Annotated in this window: 21 protein-coding genes; 8 read left to right on the top strand and 13 right to left on the bottom strand. The window is 72.1% G+C overall.

The genetic code is table 11. The features are described from left to right. Positions 1–96: 96 nt before the first annotated feature. The 3 genes from AQJ58_RS30995 to AQJ58_RS31005 are packed head-to-tail and all read right to left on the bottom strand — an operon-like array spanning position 97 to position 2,878. Positions 97–804 (bottom strand): cupin domain-containing protein, encoded by a 708-nt coding sequence (locus AQJ58_RS30995; protein WP_067256124.1) that lies wholly within the window; start codon positions 802–804, stop codon positions 97–99. After that, positions 798–1,727: a DUF6807 domain-containing protein gene (locus tag AQJ58_RS31000; protein WP_067256126.1), complete on the bottom strand. Its 930-nt coding sequence runs from the start codon at positions 1,725–1,727 to the stop codon at positions 798–800. Before AQJ58_RS31000 ends, AQJ58_RS30995 begins: the two co-directional genes overlap by 7 nt. Next, positions 1,724–2,878 carry a Gfo/Idh/MocA family protein gene (locus tag AQJ58_RS31005; RefSeq protein ID WP_079079356.1) on the bottom strand — a complete coding sequence of 385 codons (1,155 nt, stop codon included), beginning with the start codon at positions 2,876–2,878 and terminating at the stop codon, positions 1,724–1,726. The genes AQJ58_RS31000 and AQJ58_RS31005 overlap by 4 nt, the downstream gene beginning before the upstream one ends. Positions 2,879–3,310: 432 nt before the next feature. Here AQJ58_RS31005 and AQJ58_RS31010 point away from each other — a divergent pair, with 432 nt between their 5' ends. After that, a complete protein-coding gene (locus AQJ58_RS31010; protein WP_067256130.1) occupies positions 3,311–4,186 on the top strand; it encodes an undecaprenyl-diphosphate phosphatase in 876 nt (291 codons plus the stop codon). Positions 4,187–4,310: 124 nt separating this feature from the next. Then, positions 4,311–4,490, top strand: coding sequence for a hypothetical protein (locus tag AQJ58_RS31015; RefSeq protein ID WP_067256131.1), 180 nt, complete (start codon positions 4,311–4,313; stop codon positions 4,488–4,490). A gap of 34 nt (positions 4,491–4,524) precedes the next feature. Here the strand turns inward: AQJ58_RS31015 and AQJ58_RS31020 are convergent, their stop codons facing one another. Further along, positions 4,525–5,682 (bottom strand): AI-2E family transporter, encoded by a 1,158-nt coding sequence (locus tag AQJ58_RS31020; RefSeq protein WP_067256133.1) that lies wholly within the window; start codon positions 5,680–5,682, stop codon positions 4,525–4,527. A gap of 152 nt (positions 5,683–5,834) precedes the next feature. On the opposite strand from AQJ58_RS31020, the gene AQJ58_RS31025 reads away from it, so the two are divergent. The 3 genes from AQJ58_RS31025 to lnt all read left to right on the top strand — a co-directional run bounded on the left by AQJ58_RS31025 (position 5,835) and on the right by lnt (position 8,615). Then, positions 5,835–6,392, top strand: a complete 558-nt coding sequence (locus AQJ58_RS31025; protein ID WP_067256134.1) for an AAA family ATPase — start codon at positions 5,835–5,837, stop codon at positions 6,390–6,392. A 17-nt stretch (positions 6,393–6,409) separates the two neighbouring features. Beyond that, the gene (locus tag AQJ58_RS31030; RefSeq protein ID WP_067256136.1) at positions 6,410–6,880 is read left to right on the top strand and encodes a nuclear transport factor 2 family protein; all 471 of its coding nucleotides are present in this window, start codon (positions 6,410–6,412) and stop codon (positions 6,878–6,880) included. An 82-nt stretch (positions 6,881–6,962) separates the two neighbouring features. Then, positions 6,963–8,615 carry an apolipoprotein N-acyltransferase gene (lnt, locus tag AQJ58_RS31035; protein ID WP_079079341.1) on the top strand — a complete coding sequence of 551 codons (1,653 nt, stop codon included), beginning with the start codon at positions 6,963–6,965 and terminating at the stop codon, positions 8,613–8,615. Here the strand turns inward: lnt and AQJ58_RS31040 are convergent. Beyond that, on the bottom strand, positions 8,533–9,444 hold the full coding sequence (locus AQJ58_RS31040) for a Gfo/Idh/MocA family protein (RefSeq protein ID WP_067256137.1): 912 nt from the start codon (positions 9,442–9,444) through the stop codon (positions 8,533–8,535). The two genes, lnt and AQJ58_RS31040, sit on opposite strands and share 83 nt — an antisense overlap. A 386-nt stretch (positions 9,445–9,830) precedes the next feature. Between AQJ58_RS31040 and AQJ58_RS31045 the strand changes: the two genes are divergently transcribed. Next, on the top strand, positions 9,831–10,316 hold the full coding sequence (locus AQJ58_RS31045) for a hypothetical protein (protein WP_234360349.1): 486 nt from the start codon (positions 9,831–9,833) through the stop codon (positions 10,314–10,316). Between the two features lie 71 nt (positions 10,317–10,387). On the opposite strand, the gene AQJ58_RS31050 is transcribed toward AQJ58_RS31045, so the two are convergent. The 7 genes from AQJ58_RS31050 to AQJ58_RS31080 all read right to left on the bottom strand — a co-directional run bounded on the left by AQJ58_RS31050 (position 10,388) and on the right by AQJ58_RS31080 (position 16,420). Then, a complete protein-coding gene (locus AQJ58_RS31050) occupies positions 10,388–10,852 on the bottom strand; it encodes a hypothetical protein (protein ID WP_067256141.1) in 465 nt (154 codons plus the stop codon). 143 nt (positions 10,853–10,995) lie between these two features. Next, positions 10,996–11,682, bottom strand: coding sequence for a uracil-DNA glycosylase (gene ung, locus AQJ58_RS31055; protein ID WP_067256143.1), 687 nt, complete (start codon positions 11,680–11,682; stop codon positions 10,996–10,998). 90 nt (positions 11,683–11,772) lie between these two features. Beyond that, a complete protein-coding gene (locus AQJ58_RS31060) occupies positions 11,773–13,353 on the bottom strand; it encodes an ABC transporter substrate-binding protein (protein WP_067256145.1) in 1,581 nt (526 codons plus the stop codon). A gap of 200 nt (positions 13,354–13,553) precedes the next feature. Continuing rightward, positions 13,554–14,309 carry an SDR family oxidoreductase gene (locus tag AQJ58_RS31065; RefSeq protein ID WP_067256146.1) on the bottom strand — a complete coding sequence of 252 codons (756 nt, stop codon included), beginning with the start codon at positions 14,307–14,309 and terminating at the stop codon, positions 13,554–13,556. Positions 14,310–14,321: 12 nt separating this feature from the next. Continuing rightward, complete coding sequence (gene fabG / locus AQJ58_RS31070) at positions 14,322–15,083, bottom strand: 3-oxoacyl-ACP reductase FabG (RefSeq protein ID WP_067256148.1); 762 nt, start codon at positions 15,081–15,083, stop codon at positions 14,322–14,324. Positions 15,084–15,209: 126 nt separating this feature from the next. Beyond that, positions 15,210–15,659: a DUF3037 domain-containing protein gene (locus tag AQJ58_RS31075; RefSeq protein ID WP_067256149.1), complete on the bottom strand. Its 450-nt coding sequence runs from the start codon at positions 15,657–15,659 to the stop codon at positions 15,210–15,212. Then, on the bottom strand, positions 15,656–16,420 hold the full coding sequence (locus AQJ58_RS31080) for a HipA family kinase (protein WP_067256151.1): 765 nt from the start codon (positions 16,418–16,420) through the stop codon (positions 15,656–15,658). Before AQJ58_RS31080 ends, AQJ58_RS31075 begins: the two co-directional genes overlap by 4 nt. A 194-nt stretch (positions 16,421–16,614) precedes the next feature. Here AQJ58_RS31080 and AQJ58_RS31085 point away from each other — a divergent pair, with 194 nt between their 5' ends. Further along, positions 16,615–17,124: a Rieske (2Fe-2S) protein gene (locus AQJ58_RS31085; protein WP_067256153.1), complete on the top strand. Its 510-nt coding sequence runs from the start codon at positions 16,615–16,617 to the stop codon at positions 17,122–17,124. Here AQJ58_RS31085 and AQJ58_RS31090 read toward each other — a convergent pair. Further along, on the bottom strand, positions 17,111–17,758 hold the full coding sequence (locus AQJ58_RS31090; protein ID WP_067256154.1) for a cysteine hydrolase family protein: 648 nt from the start codon (positions 17,756–17,758) through the stop codon (positions 17,111–17,113). The two genes, AQJ58_RS31085 and AQJ58_RS31090, sit on opposite strands and share 14 nt — an antisense overlap. Positions 17,759–17,867: 109 nt before the next feature. Between AQJ58_RS31090 and AQJ58_RS31095 the strand changes: the two genes are divergently transcribed. Beyond that, positions 17,868–18,335: a pyridoxamine 5'-phosphate oxidase family protein gene (locus tag AQJ58_RS31095; RefSeq protein ID WP_067256156.1), complete on the top strand. Its 468-nt coding sequence runs from the start codon at positions 17,868–17,870 to the stop codon at positions 18,333–18,335. Positions 18,336–18,339 lie beyond the last annotated feature (4 nt).

The following is an 18,339-nucleotide window of genomic DNA, read 5'->3' on the forward strand; positions in this document are numbered from 1 at the left end:
GTGGTCGGTGTCCGGCCCGACGGCGGCCCGGGTGCGGTGAACACCGGCGCAGGCGCCCCGGCGGCGCCCGTCCGGGCGCGGGCGGTGCCGGTGGCGTCAGCCCTGCGGGTACACGTCCAACCGCCCGCACATCCCGAACCTCCCGTGCTGGGAGGGCTGTTCGGACCGTACGACGGCGTCGGCGAGGTGGCCCGCGTCGCCCCGCGCCAGCCGGTCGAGCTGCTCCCCCGTCGCCTCGGCCGCCGCCAGCGCACCGCGCCGCCAGCGGGCGCGCCACGCGTCGATCCGGGGCCGTACGAGCGCGGCGGCGGCCCGGTGGAAGGCGGCCAGCCCCTCGGGGGCCTCCCGCAGCGCGTGGTACCCCTCCAGGGCGAGGTCGCGCCGGGCGCGGGCGATCCGGGCCTGCTCCTCCTCGGGGGCGTCGGCCGGGATCGTGGTCGCGGCGGCGTACGCGCGCGGGTCGGCCAGGTACTCCGGGGGCAGGGTGAGGACCGCGTCGCCGGCCTCCGGGAGGCCGCCGTTCTGCATCAGCACCGTGATGCGCAGCCCGCCCTCGTCGATGAGCCGGTGGACGGTGCCCGGGGTGAACCAGGCGACGGTACCGGGCGCCAGGGGCGTGACCTCGTACCCGGACGCGGTCAGCGTCTGGACCGCGCCCCGGCCGCCCGTGACGACGTACGCCTCCGAGCAGGCCAGGTGCAGATGGGGAGTGCCGCCGCGCAGGCCGTCGGCGGCCGGCCAGTCGTACACGCATAGGTGCGAGAGCGCGACGCCGCCGGGCAGCCCGCCGTACGCGGTCACCACGGGTGGGTGGCCAGGTACGTGGCGATCTCCTCCCGCCCCCAGGCGCCGACGGCCACGACCACGCGGTAGCGGCGGGTGAGGGTGTCGCCCGGGGCGAGTTCGAGTTCGTCGAAGAAGGACCAGGACGGGGCGATGCCCGCGAACGGCTCGTTGCGGACGAACCAGTGCGCGGGGTGGGCGCCGTGCGCGCCCGCGTGGTCGTTCTCGGGGGCGTGCGCGAAGACGACCGTGGCGTGGCCGTCGGTGCCGTCGTGCTCGCCGGAGAGGGCGAGCCAGGGGCTCTGCGAGGCCATGAGACCGGGGCCCTCGCCGTCGGGGCCGATGATCCGGCCGTCACGGAAGGCGCGCGGTCCGCGCCAGAACAGGCCGGTGTAGCCGGCCAGCTCACGTCCCGCGGTGGTGGGGCTGCCGAAGCGCAGCGGCTCGTCGCGCCGGTTGGTGATCGCGCTCGTCCAGGTCAGCGCCCAGGAGCCGGACTCGGGGTCCACGTCGTGGATCTCGATGCGGCGGCTCTCCTCGGCCCACAACTCGCCGCTGTGCGGGTGCCAGGTCAGCCGCTCGGCGATCACGGCCCGTCCCTCGCCGGCGGAGACCTCGTCGAACCCGGCGTGCGCCATCGAGCCCACCCGTTCGGGGATCGCGACGTACCCCTCCCCGTGGACGTACGAGTTGCCGCCCCACAGGTTCGCGCCGGAGAGGTGCGACGCGGTCAGCGACAGACCCTTGTGCCAGCGGTGGTCGTTGGGGCGGTAGTCGGTGACGACGTCGCCGGCGAGGGTGCGCAGCGGGTGCAGGTACGGCCGGGGCGCCTCCCAGGCCGCCTCCGGACGGTAGACGTAGGCCAGCAGCTCGACACCGGTCGCCGGGTCGGTCACGGTGATCCGGTCGCCGTGGGCGTGGACGAGGCGCAGGGCGCCGCTCATGCGGGCACCTCCACGTCCGCCTCGGCCGTGCGGGGCGCCCAGCCGGGGGCTCCGCCGTGCAGGGCCGTGTAGTACGGGTCGCCGGGGCCGATCTCCCCACGCCGGACCGTGGTGTCCGTGAAGGCGGACTTGTACAGCGAGGTGATCAGCTCCAGGCTGGTCCGCCCGTCGGCGCCGCTGCTGCGCGGCCGCTCCCCGGCGCGCATGCTGGCGACCAGTTCCCGCAGCTGCGCCAGGTGCGAGCTGGGCACGTCCGTGCCGAAGTCCTGCCAGGCGGCCACCTCGTCGCCGCTCGCGCCGGGGGCCGGGGTGATGCGCCAGTCGGCGTTGGAGTGGCCGTAGAGGTGGGTGAGCTCGACGGTGGCCCGCTCGCAGTCGATGCGGATGCGGCTGACCTCGTCGGGGCTCAGGACGCTGTTGACGACCGTCGCCAGCGCGCCGTTGTCGAACCGGAGCAGGGCCGTCGACACGTCCTCGGTCTCGACGTCGTGGACGAGCCGGCCGGCCATGGCGCGCACCTCGCGCCACGGCCCGAGGATGTCGAGCAGGAGATCCATCTGGTGGATCCCGTGTCCCATCGCGGGGCCGCCGCCCTCGGTCTGCCAGCGGCCCCGCCAGGGCACGGCGTAGTACGCGGTGTCGCGGTACCAGGTGGTCTGGCAGTGCGCCACGAGCGGCCGCCCGAGGGCGCCGTCGGCGAGCAGCCGCTTCACATGCCGGGTGCCGGAGCCGAACCGGTGCTGGAAGACGATCGAGGCGTACGGCCCGTGCTCCGCGCCTTCCTCGGCCTGGACGGCGTCGTAGTCGGCGAGGGTCGGCACCGGCGGCTTCTCGCACCACACCCAGGCACCGGCGCGCAGCGCGGCCACGCTCTGCTCGCGGTGCAGGGTCGGCGGGGTGCAGATGGTCACCAGATCGGGGCGCTGCTCGGCGAGCATCCGCCCGAGGTCGGTGTAGGCGTGCGGAACCCCGCCCTCCGCGCAGAACGCCTCGACCGCCGCGGCATCGATGTCAACGGCCGCGACCACCTCGGTCTCGCCCTCCGCGGCGAGCTGCCGGAGAGCGGAGAGATGGGAGCCGCGCCCGATGGCACCGGTCCCGACGACGGCGGCCCGGACCGGACGTCCGGAGAGCGGGGTGGTGGGGGACATGGGCGTGATCAGCACTCCTCCGAGGTACGGCCCGAAGGACCGGTGAGCGGCAAACGGAGCAGCAAGCACGCTCAGCAAGCGCTTTCCGCTCGGCAGCAACGTATGCGGCACCCCTGGGGCCGGTCAACCATCCGTGGCTCTGCTCGCCTCCCGGCGCGGGACGACTGCGCCGGGTGGGAAGGGTGGGTGGGCGCGGCGGCGCGGGTGCCGGCTGTGCGTGCTCGGGGAGGTGCTTCGGGGCTGCTCGGGCGGCAGGGGGAGGGGAAGGTCCCGGAATCCGGCGCGGGCTCCTTCCCCGGCGCCTGCGAAACCCCTGTGGCGGGGCTGACTTCCGGGACCGCTACGCTTCCCCCTGGCACACCCTTGATCACCGCGCGCGGGCGGCCGTCGCCCGTCGCCCCGCTCCGATCGGCGCTTGGACTCCTTAACCTCATGTCTTGGTTTGAATCGCTCATCCTCGGACTCGTCCAGGGGCTGACCGAGTTCCTCCCCGTCTCCTCCAGCGCGCACCTGCGGCTCACCGCGGCCTTCTCGGGCTGGAAGGACCCCGGCGCCGCCTTCACGGCGATCACCCAGATCGGCACGGAGGCAGCGGTGCTGATCTACTTCCGCAAGGACATCGGCCGGATCATCGCCGCATGGTCGAAGTCCCTGTTCGACAAGACGATGCGCAAGGACCACGACGCCCAGATGGGCTGGCTGGTGATCGTCGGCTCGATCCCGATCGGTGTGCTGGGCCTCACGCTCAAGGACCAGATCGAGGGCCCGTTCCGCGATCTGCGGGTCACCGCGACCATGCTCGTGGTGATCGGCATCGTCATCGGCATAGCCGACCGGCTGGCGGCACGTGACGAGACGGGCGGGAAGCACCGCGCGCCCAAGCAGCGCAAGCAGCTGGAGAACCTGGGTGTCCGGGACGGTCTGATCTTCGGTCTCTGCCAGGCCTGCGCGCTGATCCCGGGCGTCTCGCGCTCCGGCGCCACCATCAGCGGAGGCCTCTTCATGGGCTACAAGCGTGAGGCGGCGGCCCGTTACTCGTTCCTGCTGGCCATCCCCGCCGTCCTCGCCTCCGGGACCTTCGAGGTGAAGGACGCGCTGGAGACCGGCCATGTGGCCTGGGGCCCGACGCTGTTCGCCACGGGCATCGCGTTCGCGTCCGGGTACGCCGTGATCGCCTGGTTCATGAAGTTCATCTCCACCAAGTCCTTCATGCCGTTCGTGTACTACCGCGTCGCCCTCGGCGTCGTGATCATCGCCCTCGTCGCGACCGGCGCGCTCAGCCCGCACGCGGCGGAGTCGGCGGGCTGAGCCGGGGCCCTTCGAACTCCCGGACGGAGCCGTCCGATTGATCGATCAACCGTGACCAAGCCCATAACGGTTCCCGCGACGGGGGCATGGCGCGCTGTCAGCTGCTCGCCCTACGCTGACAGCCATGTCCCCCTATTCTGATGCCCCTGGTTCCGTGCGGTCCGCTTCCGAGGTGAACGAGCGGATCCGCTCGCTGTGGCTGCGCACGGGCGGCTCGCTGTCCGCCCAGGAGCGGCAGGAGTACGAGCTGTTGGTGGTGGAGTGGGCCGCGGCGATCCGCGGCGAGATGGTCACGGCGGCCTGAGCGCCGGCCGGCGACCGGGCGAGGCGGCCGGCCCTCAGTCCGCCACCGCGGGAGCGGCCGCCCCCGCGGGCCCCCGGCCTTCCCCGTCCGCCCCTTCCTCCAGGTCCTCCTCTTCCCCCTCCGCCTGCGGCGACTGGCCGAGTTGCTCCCGTACGTGGTTCCAGACCACCGCGATCAGCGCGGCGACGGGAACGGCGAGCAGACTGCCCACGATCCCGGCGAGACTGCCGCCCAGTGTCACCGCGAGCAGGACGACCGCGGCGTGCAGCCCGAGGCCCCGGCTCTGGATCATCGGCTGGAACACATTGCCCTCCAGCTGCTGCACCACGACGATGATCCCCAGCACGGCGAGGGCGTCCGTCGGGCCGTTCGACACCAGCGCGATGAGCACGGCCACGAAACCGGCGAACAGGGCTCCCACGATCGGCACGAACGCCGAGACGAACGTCAGCACCGCCAGCGGAAGCACCAGCGGTACCCCGAGGATCCACAGCCCCAGGCCGATGAAGACGGCGTCGAGCACGCCGACGAGCGCCTGGGAGCGGACGAAGGCGCCCAGGGTTTCCCAGCCGCGCTGGGCGACGATCGGGACGTCGGTGGCGAACCGGCCGGGCAACTGGCGGGTGAGCCAGGGCAGGAAGCGCGGGCCGTCCTTGAGGAAGAAGAACATCAGGAAGACCGCCAGCAGGGCGGTGACCACCCCGTCGACCACCGTGCCCACGCCGGAGGCGACCGTGCCGACCAGGCTGCCGACGCTGCCCTGCACACGGTCGACCGCCGCGTCGAAGGCGCCGGCGATCTGGTCGTCACCGATGTTCAGCGGCGGCCCCTCGGCCCACTCGCGCACCCTCTGCATCCCGGCGACGACACCGTCGGTCAGTTCACCGGACTGCGAGGCGACCGGAACGGCGATCAACGCCAGGATGCCCAGCACGACGAGGAGGAACAGCACGGTCACCAGTGACGCCGCGGCGGCCGGCCGCCAGCCGCGCCGGCGCAGGAACCGGGTCGGCGGCCAGGTCAGGGTGGTGAGGAACAGGGCGACGGTGAGCGGCCACACGACCGACCACATCCGGCCGAGCACCCACAGCGCCACCGCGAGCATCACGAGGACCAGCAGCAACTCACCGCAGACACGGGCCGATCCGCGCAACGCGGCACGGCTTCTCGCGGAACTCAACGGGGCAGGCATGAGATCACCCTATGACCGGCCCACGAGCCCCTGTGCCCAGGGCCGGACCGCCCGGCCGTCGCCGGCACGTGCTGTAGTACGCCTACCGACGCGGCAGCAAGGCAGCGGCGGCAAGGCAAGGCAAGGCAAGGCAACGGGGCGGGAGGATCACGTTGATCGTCTGGGTGAACGGCGCGTTCGGCAGCGGGAAGACCACGCTGGTGGAGGAGTTACGGCAGCGCCGGCCCGAGGCACTGGTCTACGACCCGGAGATGATCGGCTTCGTCCTGCGGAGGATCGTGGACGTGCCGACGGGCGACTTCCAGGACCTTCCGCTGTGGCGCCGCCAGGTCGCCGACCTGGCGGTGGGGCTGGTCGAGGAGTACGGCCGCCCGGTCCTGGTTCCGATGACGCTGGTCGACCCCGGCTATGTGAGCGAGATCTTCGGCGCGTTGCGGCACGCGGGCATCGAACTCCACCACTTCTTCCTGGACGTCCCCCGCCCGGAGTTGGAGAAGCGCATCGGGGGCCGCTCCCTGGTCCCCGACGACCCCGAACGAGACGAACGGATCCGGAGCTGGGCCAAGGACCGCATCCCGGCGTGCATGGCAGCGACCGACACGCTGCCCCCCGACACCGTCTTCCTGAACGGCGCGCTGCCCCCACGCGCCCTGGCCGACCAGGTGCTGGCCCGACTGGCACGCCCACACCCCTTGGCTCCTCAGCCGTGATGCCCAACACTCGGCCCATGACGCAGCGTGTGGAGCTCGCCACGGTGATGGACCGGCTGGCCGTCGACGAGCTGGTCACCGCCTACGCGGTGGCCGTGGACGACGGCGACTGGGCGGCGTACCGGGAACTGTTCACGCCGGACGGACGGGCGGACTACCGTTCGGCGGGCGGGATCGAGGGGGACGTGGACGGCGTCGCGGCATGGCTCGCGGAGAGTCTGGGGCTGTTCTCGATGCGGCAGCACCTCATCGTCAACCGGCGGGTGCGGTTCGGGGTCCTGGAGCAGGACGCGGGTGACACCGCGAGGGTCGGCGCCGACTACGTCAATCCGATGCGGTTGGCCGGCCAGGGGAACGAGGACCACGGCGGGGCACCCGACTTCGTGTGCGGGGGGCGGTACTCCTTCGGGCTGCTGCGCACCCACGACGGCTGGCGGTTGCGTGAGGTGGTCGTCGAGGAGAAGTGGCGGCGCCTGCCGACGCCGTGACGCCGGACGTGCCCGAAAGAGCCCTGTCGGAGATCGTCCGTGGGGGCGCACACTGAAGGCACCACCGGGTAGGAGGTGCCGCATGAACGCGTCCGGCCACTGGCTCACCTCCCGTCCGGCCACGTCCCGTCCGGCCACGTCCCCCCGGGGCTCCTCCCCGCCCTCGGCCTCCAGGCTGCTCGCCTCTCCCTGGGGCCGCTCGGCGGTCGCCGCCGGGGCAGGGGCGTTGCCCGTGGCGGCCTTTCCGGCGCCCGCGCTGTGGTGGTGGGCGTACGTCGCGCTCGTCCCCTGGATGCTGCTCGCCCGTTCCGCGCCGAGCGGGCGGCGTGCGGCCCGGGACGGCTGGTGCGGGGGGTTCGGCTTCATGCTGGCGATGCATCACTGGCTGCTGCCGAGCCTGAACGTGTTCACGCTCGTGATCGCGGCGCTGCTCGGTGCCCTGTGGGCGCCCTGGGGCTGGCTGGTGCGTCGTTTTCTCGCCCCGGGGGCGTCCGGGACACCGGGCCGGGGGCGGATCGGCGGTGCGCTGCTCGTGCTGCCGTCCGCCTGGCTGGTCGTCGAACTCGTGCGGTCCTGGCAGGGGTTGGGCGGGCCCTGGGGCATGCTCGGCGCCAGTCAGTGGCAGGTGGAGCCGGCACTGCGGCTCGCCTCGGTGGGCGGGGTGTGGCTGCTGAGTTTCCTGGTGGTGGCGGTGAACGTGGCCGTCGCGGTGATCGTCTCCGTGCCCGGCTCGCGCACCCCGGCCCTCGCCGGGCTCGTCGCGACGGCGGCCACCGCCTCGGCGGCGTGGGTGTGGGCGCCGCGCCCCGAGGTCGAGGGACGGGCCCGGATCGCCGTCGTCCAGCCGGGCGTGGTGGACGGGGCCCAGCGCCGGTTCGACGTCGCGGAACGGCTCACCCGGCGGCTGATCGGGCAGGACGTCGGCCTGATCGTCTGGGGGGAGAGCAGCGTCGGGTACGACCTCGGGGAGCATCCGGAGCTGGCGGCGCGGGTGGCGGCGCTGTCGCGGGCCACGGGTGCGGACATCCTCGTCAATGTCGACGCGCGCCGCACGGACCGGCCCGGTATCTACAAGAGTGCGATCCTGGTCGGCCCGCACGGCCCGACCGGTGACCGGTACGACAAGATGCGGCTGGTGCCGTTCGGGGAGTACATACCGGCGCGTTCGCTGTTCGGCTGGGCGACCTCGGTCGGCAGGGCGGCAGGCGAGGACCGGCGGCGCGGCAGCGAGCAGGTGGTGATGGACATCGGGCCGGCGCTGCGGATCGGGCCGATGATCTGCTTCGAGACCGCGTTCCCCGACATGAGCCGGCATCTCGCGGAGGACGGTGCGGACCTCCTGGTCGCGCAGTCCTCCACGTCCTCGTTCCAGCACAGCTGGGCGCCCGCGCAGCACGCCTCGCTGGCCGCGCTGCGCGCCGCGGAGACCGGCCGGTCGTTCGTGCACGCCACGCTGACCGGTGACTCGGCGGTGTACGACGCGAGCGGGCGGCGCCTCGGCCCCCGGCTGGGCACGGAGGCGAGCACCGCGGCCGTGTACGACGTCCCGCTCGCCGACGGCGTCACCCCGTACGTCCGCTACGGCGACTGGCCGGTCCACGGGGCCCTGCTGGTGCTGGTGGCGCTGGGGCTGACGGAGGGGGCGGGGGCGATCAGGCTGCGGCGGGGTGTTCCCGCACCGCTCGGACCACCCGCTCGCACAGTTCATGGGTCGCGAGCGCGTCCCGGGCGCTGAGCACCTTGCCCGCCCGCACCGCGTCCAGGAAGGCCAGCACCGCCTGCTCCATGCCGCGCTGACGGGCCACCGGCACCCAGTCGCCGCGCCGGCGCACGGTCGGCTGGCCCTTGTGGTCGATCACCTCGGCGAGGTTGACGACCTGTCGCTTGGTGTCCTGGCCGGAGACCTCGAGGATCTCCTCGTTGGAGCCGCTGAGCCGGTTCATCACACCGAGCGCGGTGAAGCCGTACCCGGAGAGCTGGAGGACGACGTGGTGCAGCAGCCCGTCCTCGACCCGGGCCCGCACGGTGACGTCGTCGACCGGGGCCGGCGCCAGGAAGCGCAGGGTGTCGACGACGTGGATGAAGTCGTCGAGGATCATCGTGCGGGGTTCCTCGGGCAGGCCGACCCGGTTCTTCTGCAGGAGGATCAGGTCGCGCGGATGGTCGGCGCACTGGACGTAGCCGGGCGCGAAGCGGCGGTTGAAGCCGACGGTCAGGGACACGCCGCGCTCCTCGGCGAGTTCCACGAGCCGTTCGGAGTCGGTGAGGCGGTACGCCAACGGTTTGTCGACGTACGTCGCGACGCCCGCCTCCAGCAGCCGGGCGACGATCTCGGGGTGGGCGCCGGTGGGCGCGTGCACGAAGGCCGCGTCGAGGCCGGTGGCGAGCAGCGCGTCGAGGTCGCGGTGACGCCGGTCGGCGGGCAGCCGGTAGGCGTCGGCGATCCGGTCGAGCGTGGCCGGCGTACGGGTCTGCAGGTGCAGCTCGATCCCGGGCAGCGCGCCGAGGACCGGCAGGTACGCCTTCTGCGCGATGTCTCCGAGTCCGATGCAGCCGACCTTCACGGGGCGCTCCCTCACCTCGAACCGCGTGCCTCCCCGCAGCATACGGGCGCTGCGGGGGCCGCCGGCCGGCGAGGCCGGCGAAGCTTCCGCGGGACCGGCACGGGTCGCGCCGCCGGGAGCGGAGCCGGGCCGCCGACCGGCCTCGGGCGCGAGCCGGCCCCGTGGCCGATCGCACCGGGACGGCGACTCGGCGCACCGAGCCCGCCCGGAACGCAGGTGCGCGCGCCCCGCCGATCCGCCGCTGGAGCGCATCGACGGTGCGACCGGCGCGTGACGTCACCTCCGGTGGGCCCCTGACCTCCCTGCGGGGGACGTGTTCACCCGTGTGGGGCAACCTGCGGCCGTCCGATGTCCCGCGCACGGCCGGAACCAGCAGAGTGGCGCGGGTGCAGCGAACGACGACGACAACCGCGGCGCTCCTGGTGATGGCCCTCTCGGCCCTCTCCGGCTGCGTCACCGTCCAGCGCCCGCCCGTGCCCGGCCCGCCCGCCGCCGGGCCGTCGGCGCCCCGTCCGAAGGCGGATGCCGAGCCCCAGGTCGTGCAGGCGCCGGCCCGTGAGGCGCTGGAGATGGTCGGTCCGGACACCCGGGAACGGGCGGCCACGACGCTTCGGAAACGGCACCGGCCGACCCCGGCCGCCGTCCCGGACGGACCCGCTCCGGCGCACCGCGGCCACCCCCAGCAGCCGCGCCCCGCCCCGGCGCACCCGGCCCCACGCCGGCCCGTCCCCCCGCACGCCGGTGTCCCGGACGTCGGCGCCGACCTTCGCCGGAACACCGATGTGTGCGCCCTGGGCAGGAAGTACGGCGGCTGGCGCAGCGACAGCCCGGAGGCGGTGGCCTGCCGCCAGGTGTACGGCGGCCACCGCTAGACCGTGTATCGGAGGCCCGGTACTGGAGGTGCTGTACCGGGGGTCCGTACCGGAGGTTCCGTCCCGGGGCCCTAGCTCTCCGCTCCGCCCTCTCCCAGGCGGAGTTCCATCCTGGTGATCGCCGCCCGCACGCCGTCGCCGTAGCTGTCGTCCCCGAGGACGCCGGCCGCCCCGCGGGCCCTGCGTACATGGGTGCGGGCGGCGCCGGCGCGGCCGAGCCGGACGTAGTCCGCCGCCAGGTTCAGATGGAGCGAGGGGTACAAGGCCCGTACGGCGGGCGACTCCTCGTGCTCCTCGGCCGCGGTGAGGGCCCGCAGGTCCCAGGCCAGTTCGTCGAAGGGGTCGTCCTGGGTGTCGGCCAGGTAGTGCGCGAGGGTACAGCGGTGCAGCGGATCGCCGTCCTCGCCGAGCTCGGTCCAGAGTTCGAGGAGTCTGCGGCGGGCCTCCTCGCGGTCTCCTCCGTGATGCAGCATGACGATCTGCCCGATCCGCGTCAGCAGGGCGTCGGGCGCCGTCTGTTCCTGTCGCTCCGCCACCGCGTCCTCCTTCGCGTCCTCGCGACGACACCGCATCCCCGGGACGGCACCGCGCCGATGGCACGACGCTAACGGCAGCGGGCGGCGATCCCGGTCAGGCGGCACCGGACCGGTCCACGGAGGAACCGGCCCGGCGGCAGGGCTCAGCCGGCCAGGTCGGGGATGGTCCAGTCGACCGGGGTGTGGCCCTGCGCCGCGATCGCCGCGTCGATCTGCGTGAACGGACGGGAGCCGAAGAACTTCTTCGCCGACAGCGGGGAGGGGTGCGCGCCCTTGACGACGATGTGCCGGGACTCGTCGATCAGCGGCAGCTTCTTCTGCGCGTAGTTGCCCCACAGGACGAACACCGCCGGGTCGGGCCGGTCGGCCACCGCGCGGATCACCGCGTCCGTGAACTTCTCCCAGCCCTTGCCCTTGTGCGAGTTCGCCTCGCCGGAGCGGACCGTCAGGACCGCGTTGAGCAGCAGGACGCCCTGCCGGGCCCACGGCATCAGATAGCCGTTGTCCGGGATGGGGGTGCCCAGCTCCTCGTGCATCTCCTTGTAGATGTTGCGCAGGGAGGGCGGGATCCTGACGCCCGGCCGCACCGAGAAGCACAGGCCGTGGCCCTGGCCCTCGCCGTGGTACGGGTCCTGGCCGAGGACGAGGACCTTCACCTGGTCGTACGGCGTCGCCTCGAGCGCGGCGAACACCTCCTCGCGCGGAGGGTAGACGGGACCCTTCGCTCGCTCCTCCTCGACGAACTCCGTCAGCTCCTTGAAGTAGGGCTGCTGAAGCTCGTCGCCCAGGACCCCGCGCCAGGACTCGGGCAGCATGGCGATGTCGGTCACGTCAACGTCCTCCGTTGTGCGGTCACTTACTCACCCCAGAACCTACAGGCGACCACTGACAACGGCGCCGCGGACCGCGCTTCGGGCCCGCTACCAGCTCGTCTTCCGGTACAGCTCCCACATCGTCATCATGGTCGCCGGGTCGATGACCTTCTCGAGTCCGGAGATCTCCTCGTCCGCGGCCACGTACTGCTTGCCCTGCCACAGCGGCAGCAGGCGCGCGTCGTTCACGAAGATCTTCTGTGCGTCCTCGATCTGCTGCTTCACCGCGCCGCGGTCGCTCTCCGCGCGCGACTCCGGCAGCAGCTTGTCGGTGATGGCGGGGGACTTGTAGGGCGTCCCGAGCGCGTTCTGCTCGCCCACGAACGGCGCGATGAAGTTGTCGGCGTCGTTGAAGTCGGGGAACCAACCGCGCCCGAAGACGGGGTACTCGCCGTCCTGGTAGCCCTTGACGTAGGTCTTCCACGGGCGGCTCTTGAGGGTGATCTTGAAGAGGCCCGAGGCCTCCAGCTGCCGCTTCAGCTCCTCGAAGGCGGGCTTGGTCGTGGAGCCGTAGCGGTCGGTGGTGTACCAGAGGGTCAGCGGGACGGTCTCGGTGATCCCCGCTTCCCTGAGGAGCGCCCTGGCCTTGGTCACGCTCGGGTTCCCGAAGTCGTCGAAGAAGCCCGTGGTGTGGCCGGTGAGTCCGGCCGGGACCATCGAGTACAGCGGCTCGACGGTGTCCTTGTAGATGTTGTGCACGAGCGCCGAACGGTCGACGACCTGGGCGATGGCCTTGCGCACCGCGGGCTTCGCGGCCCACGGGTCGCTGGGGTTGAACACCAGGTAACTGATCTCGGTGGTGGGGTTCTCGACGAGCTGGAGCCCCTCCTCGTTCTGGTTGGTCTCGATGTCGACGATGTCGGAGGCGCCGAGACCGCGGTAGACGACCGAGATCTCCTTGCTCTTGAGGGCCTTGACCAGCTGGTCCGACTGCTGGAAGTAGCGGATGGTGACGGCGTCGTTCTTCAGGTCCGCTATGCCCTTGTAGGAGTCGTTGCGGACGAGTTCCGCCTGCTTGCCCTCGTCGTAGGACTCAAGCCGGTACGGTCCGGAGCCGACGATGCCGCTCTCCTTGCGGAGCGCGGTGGCCGGGTACTCCGCGGGGTCCACGATCGACATCGCGGGCGTGGTGAGCACCAGGGGGAACGTGGCGTCGGGCTGGCTGAGGCGGAAGACGACCTCGCGGTCGCCCTTCGTCTGCACCTGGGAGAGCGTCTCCAGCAGGCCCGCGGGTCCGCCGTTGACGTTGATCTTCTTGATCCGGTCGAACGAGTACTTGACGGCCTTGGCGTCCAGCGTGTGCCCGTTGGAGAACTTCAGGCCCTCGCGCAACGTGCAGCTGTACACGGTGCTCTTGCCGTCCGTGAACTCGCAGCTCTCGGCGGCGTCGGGTTCGGGGGTGGTCTGACCGGGGTTGTAGTTCAGCAGCGTCTGGTAGACGTTGCGGAACAGCTCCCAGGAACTGTCCCAGGAGGCCGCGGGATCCAGCGTGCTGGGAGCGCTGGTGGTGCCCACGACGATCGGTCCGGCGTCCTTGGAGCTCTCGCCTCCCAGAAGACCGCATCCGCTCACCAGGGATATGGACGCGATCACCGCCACATGCTGCAACGATCGATTCCGGTAGAACACGCACACGCTCCTCGTAAAAAGCCATGCCAAGAGTGGCCAGACCATACCGCAGGCCGGGAAAGGCTCAACGGGCGGGAGGAAAGCGTTATTGATCAGCGAGAAATCGTGACGACGTTGTCATCCCCCGGGGCCGGTCCGGGAATGGACACGGGCCCCGGTTCCGTCAAGGTCCCGGGGCCCGCGGCGGTGCGCGATGAGACTCAGGCCACACCGGCGTTGAGCAGGATGCCGCCGTCGACGACGAGCGTCTGACCGGTGATCCAGTCGGACTGCTCGGAGGTGAGGAAGGCGGCGGTGCCGCCGATGTCGGACGGCACGCCGAGCCGGCCCAGCGGGTAGCCGGCGGCCGCCTCCGCCTCCCGGCCCTCGTACAGGGCCTGGGCGAACTTGGTCTTCACGACGGCCGGGGCGATCGCGTTGACGCGGACGCGGGGCGCGAACTCGTGCGCCAGCTGCTGGGTCAGGTTGATCATCGCGGCCTTGCTGATGCCGTACGCGCCGATGAAGGGCGAGGCCGACAGACCCGCGAGGGAGGCGATGTTGACGATCGCGCCGCCGTTGTCCTTCTGCCAGGCGTGCCAGGTCTTCTGGGCGAAGCCGAGGGCGGAGACCACGTTGGTCTCGAAGACCTTGCGCGCCACCTCCAGGTCGAGGTCGGCGATCGGCCCGAACACCGGGTTCGTCCCCGCGTTGTTGACGAGGTAGTCGACGCGGCCGAAGGCCTCCATCGTCGCCTCGACGGCGGCCGTCTGGTGGTCGAGGTCGTGCGCCTTGCCGGCCACGCCGATGACCCGGTCGGCGCCGAGCCGCTCGACGGCCTCCTTCAGCGCGTCCTCGTTGCGGCCGGTGATGCAGACCCGGTCACCGCGGGCGACGAGCGCCTCGGCGACGCCGTAGCCGATGCCGCGGCTCGCGCCCGTGACGAGCGCGACCTTGCCGGAGAGTTCCACGGTCATGGTTCCTGATCCCTAGTCGAGCGGTCCGCCGGCGACGTACAGCACCTGGCCGGAGACGAAGCCGGCGGCCTCGTTCGTGAAGAAGGCGATCGCGTTGGCGATGTCGTCGGGCTCACCGACGCGGGCCACGGGGATCTGGGTGGCGGCGGCGGCCTTGAACTCCTCGAAGCCCATGCCGACCCGGGCGGCGGTCGCGGCGGTCATGTCGGTGGCGATGAAGCCGGGGGCGACGGCGTTGGCCGTGATGCCGAACTTGCCGAGCTCGATGGCGAGGGTCTTGGTGAAGCCCTGCAGGCCGGCCTTGGCGGCAGAGTAGTTGGCCTGGCCGCGGTTGCCGAGCGCGGAGGAGGAGGACAGGTTGACGACCCGGCCGAAGCCGGCGTCGACCATGTGCTTCTGGACGGCCTTGGTCATCAGGAACGAGCCGCGCAGATGCACGTTCAGGACGGTGTCCCAGTCGGAGGCACTCATCTTGAACAACAGGTTGTCGCGGAGCACGCCCGCGTTGTTGACGAGGATCGTCGGGGCGCCCAGCTCCGTCACGACACGGGCGATCGCGGCCTCGACCTGGGCCTCGTCGGAGACGTCGGCGCCGATCGCGACGGCCTTGCCGCCGGCCGCGGTGATCTTCTCCACGGTGTCCTTGCAGGCGGCCTCGTCGAGGTCGATCACGGCGACCGCACGGCCCTCGGCGGCCAGGCGTACGGCGGTGGCGGCTCCGATGCCGCGCGCCGCGCCCGTGACTACGGCAACCCGCTGTTCAGTGGTGGACATTCCTTGAGTCTCCTCGCCCTTGAGAGAACCTGTCGCGCGGTGAGCGACCGCTTAGTACCTTCGGCAGACGTGACGCTAGAAGCCCTGGCACCCGGTGTCAACGCCACACGGCGCCGGTGTGATCCATTACCTCACCAGGAGGTCCAGCAACCGCTCCGTCTCGGCCGCCGGATCGGTGGTGAGTCCGGTGTGCACCGGCCCCGGCTGCACCATCGCCGAGCGCGGGGCGACCAGCCAGCGGAACCGCCGTCCCGGGTCGTCGCCGGCCGCCTGCCCGGCGGCCGCGCCGCCGCCGCACACGCCCTCGACGGCCGCCAGCGCGGCCCTGATCCCCGCGACGTCGGCACCCGGGTCCAGGGCGAGCAGCCGTGCCTCGTCGAGATGGGTACGGGCGCCGACGTAGGCCCGGGCGCGGCAGTAGACCAGCACGCCCGCGTTGACGCACTCGCCGCGCTCCACCCTCGGCACCACCCGCAGCAGGGCGTACTCGAAGACGTCCCGGTCGCCGCCCTGGCCGGACCGGGTGATGTGCCGCTCGGTCACGTGGCCGGCCATGTGGATGTGGCGCTCGCTCACTTGTTCTCCTCGATGCCGGTGATGCGGTCGGCGATGACGGCCGCCCGGGCGAGCAGCGGCCGGGCGTAGGCCGCTCTGAGGTCGTCCGGGGTGTCGAAGCCCGGTTCTTCCGCGAGCCAGACGTCGGGGATCTCGGCCGTGACCTCGGCGAGCAGGTCGGCGGTGACCAGCGGGGCGAGCCGCTCGGCCGCACCGGCGATGTCGGGCGCGAAGGAGGCCAGGGCGTGGTCGGAGGCGTCGTAGGGGCGGGCCGCGGAGGTCTCGACCGTGGGCCAGTTGTGGTGCCAGATCAGGGTGGCGCCGTGGTCGATGAGCCACAGGTCGCCCCGCCTCAGCAGCAGGTTGGGGTTGCGCCAGGAGCGGTCGACGTTGTTGACGAGCGCGTCGAACCAGATGATCGCGCCGGCCTCCTCGGGGCTCACCGGGAAGGCGAGGGGGTCGTAGCCGAGGGCGCCGGAGAGGAAGTCCATGCCGAGGTTGGTGCCGCCGCTGGAGCGGAGCAGCTCCTGCACCTGCGGGTCGGGTTCGCCGAGGCCGAGGACGGGGTCGAGGGCGAGGGTCACGAGCCGGGGCATCCGCAGGCCGAGCCGGCGGGCGAGCTCGCCGCAGACGACCTCCGCGACGAGGGTCTTGCGGCCCTGTCCGGCACCGGTGAACTTGATGACGTACGTTCCGAGGTCGTCGGCCTCGACGAGTCCCGGCAGCGAGCCGCCCTCACGCAACGCCGTGATGTAGCGGGTGGCGGTGACTTCCTTGAGCATCGCCCCAGGTTACTGGGGCCCGGCGGGGCGGCGTCCGACAGCTCCGCGACAGCTCCGGCTTACGCGGGCCTGATCTCGAACAGGTCACTATCTCGGGCACCGTCCGGACTTGGCGGGGCTTCTGAACACGCGGCGCCCACCGGCCGTACCTCTCGACAGGTCCACCCACCCCCCTCTGGAAGGAAATCCTCGGCATGACCAGCGCATCGATCAACTCCGCGTCGCAACCCGCCCGCCGTACGGTCATGGCGGCCGCCGGAGCCGCGGGGCTCTCCGTCGCGCTGACGGCGTGCGGAGGGTCCGACGACGACTCCTCCTCGTCGGCCTCGACCGGCGGGACGACGGGCTCGGCGGGTTCGACGGGTTCGACGGGTGCCGGTGAGGCCGCGAGCACCGGCGGCGCGGCCGGTGCGGCCGGCGCGGCGCTGGCCGCGACCGCCGACATCCCCGAGGGCGGCGGCAAGATCTTCGACGCGCAGAAGGTGGTCGTCACCCAGCCGGCGGCGGGCACGTACAAGGCGTTCTCGGCCGTGTGCACCCACCAGGGCTGTGCGGTGAAGACCATCGCGGACGGGGTCATCAACTGCCCCTGCCACAACAGCAACTTCTCGATCGAGGACGGCAGCGTGAAGAGCGGTCCGGCGAGGCAGGCGCTGCCCGAGGTGAAGATCAGCGTCAGCGGCGACTCGATCACGCTGGCCTGACGTCCGGGGGCCGAAGGGCCGTCAGCACCTCGTCGGTGGTCGCGACCGTGGCGACCAGCGCGAGGGTGTGGCGGATCATGGCGGGGGTGTAGTCGGCAGGCACCCCCGCGATGGCGTCCGAGGGCACGACGGCGGTGTAGCCCCGGTTGACCGCGTCGAAGACGGTGTTCGGGATCGCCACGTTGGCCGAGACCCCGGTGACGATCAGGGTGCGGCAGCCGAGGTTGCGCAGCAGGGCGTCGAGGTCGGTGCCCTGGATCGGCGAGAGCCCGTGCAGCCGCCGTACGACGAGGTCCCGTCCGGCGACCTCGATGGGGGGCGCGACACGGGTGGCCTCGGTGCCGGTGAGCTGCTGGACGGGCAGGCGCTCGGCGGCGCGGAAGAGGCGTGCGTTGCGGTTGGCGCCCCGGCCGTCGGGGCGGCGCTCGGCGATGGCGTGGACGACCTGGACGCCGCTCCCGTGCGCGGCGGCGACCAGCCGGGCCACCTGGGTGAGAGCGCCCGAATCCCGTGCGGCGGCGGCGAGTTGGGGCAGTGCGGCGCCGGGGCCTACGACGCCCCGCTGGCATTCCACCGTGAGCAGCACGGTGGAGTCGGGGTCGAGGAGGTCCCGGAGCGCTTCGGACGAGAGCACGACTCCCCCTGGTGTCGGGATACTTGCTTTTCTGACGCAGCGTCAGAAAAGTCGTCTGGTAAGCAGTACACGGGAAGCAGTGACAAGAAAAGAAGGATGAGGGGGCCGGATGACCGTCACTCAGCGCCGGGGCCGGAGAATCATGATGTCGCCGGGAGAGCTGGACGCGTTCCTCACCACCCAGCGCACCTGCCGGGTGGCCACGGTGTCCGCCGACGGCGCCCCGCACGTGAGCGCGCTGTGGTTCCTGTGGGACGGCAGCGCGCTGTGGCTGTACTCCGTCGTGCGCAGCAAGCGCTGGACGCAGCTGTGCCGTGATCCGCGGGTCGCGATCGTGGTCGACACGGGCGAGGAGTACGACTCGCTGCGGGGCGTCGAGCTGTCCGGCGCCGTGGAGTTCGTGGGCGAGGCTCCGCGCACCGGCGAGCTGTGCGCGGAACTGGACGCCGTGGAGACGCTGTTCGCCCGCAAGAACTTCGGTCTGGACGCGATGCCGCACGACGGGCGGCACGCGTGGGTGCGACTGCGGCCGGAGAAGGTCGTCTCCTGGGACTTCCGCAAGCTGGGCGACGGATAAGCCT

It is taken from the genome of Streptomyces sp. DSM 15324, from assembly GCF_001514285.1.
Taxonomy (GTDB): Bacteria; Actinomycetota; Actinomycetes; order Streptomycetales; family Streptomycetaceae; genus Streptomyces.

Excerpts from the sequence above, each read along its gene's own strand:
- AQJ58_RS31000 (WP_067256126.1), bottom strand. The coding sequence starts at position 1,727 with ATGAGCGGCGCCCTGCGCCTCGTCCACGCCCACGGCGACCGGATCACC.
- AQJ58_RS31005 (WP_079079356.1), bottom strand. The coding sequence starts at position 2,878 with ATGTCCCCCACCACCCCGCTCTCCGGACGTCCGGTCCGGGCCGCCGTC.
- AQJ58_RS31010 (WP_067256130.1), top strand. The coding sequence starts at position 3,311 with ATGTCTTGGTTTGAATCGCTCATCCTCGGACTCGTCCAGGGGCTGACC.
- AQJ58_RS31015 (WP_067256131.1), top strand. The coding sequence starts at position 4,311 with ATGTCCCCCTATTCTGATGCCCCTGGTTCCGTGCGGTCCGCTTCCGAG.
- AQJ58_RS31020 (WP_067256133.1), bottom strand. The coding sequence starts at position 5,682 with ATGCCTGCCCCGTTGAGTTCCGCGAGAAGCCGTGCCGCGTTGCGCGGA.
- AQJ58_RS31030 (WP_067256136.1), top strand. The coding sequence starts at position 6,410 with ATGACGCAGCGTGTGGAGCTCGCCACGGTGATGGACCGGCTGGCCGTC.
- lnt (WP_079079341.1), top strand. The coding sequence starts at position 6,963 with ATGAACGCGTCCGGCCACTGGCTCACCTCCCGTCCGGCCACGTCCCGT.
- AQJ58_RS31065 (WP_067256146.1), bottom strand. The coding sequence starts at position 14,309 with ATGACCGTGGAACTCTCCGGCAAGGTCGCGCTCGTCACGGGCGCGAGC.
- fabG (WP_067256148.1), bottom strand. The coding sequence starts at position 15,083 with ATGTCCACCACTGAACAGCGGGTTGCCGTAGTCACGGGCGCGGCGCGC.
- AQJ58_RS31080 (WP_067256151.1), bottom strand. The coding sequence starts at position 16,420 with ATGCTCAAGGAAGTCACCGCCACCCGCTACATCACGGCGTTGCGTGAG.
- AQJ58_RS31085 (WP_067256153.1), top strand. The coding sequence starts at position 16,615 with ATGACCAGCGCATCGATCAACTCCGCGTCGCAACCCGCCCGCCGTACG.
- AQJ58_RS31095 (WP_067256156.1), top strand. The coding sequence starts at position 17,868 with ATGACCGTCACTCAGCGCCGGGGCCGGAGAATCATGATGTCGCCGGGA.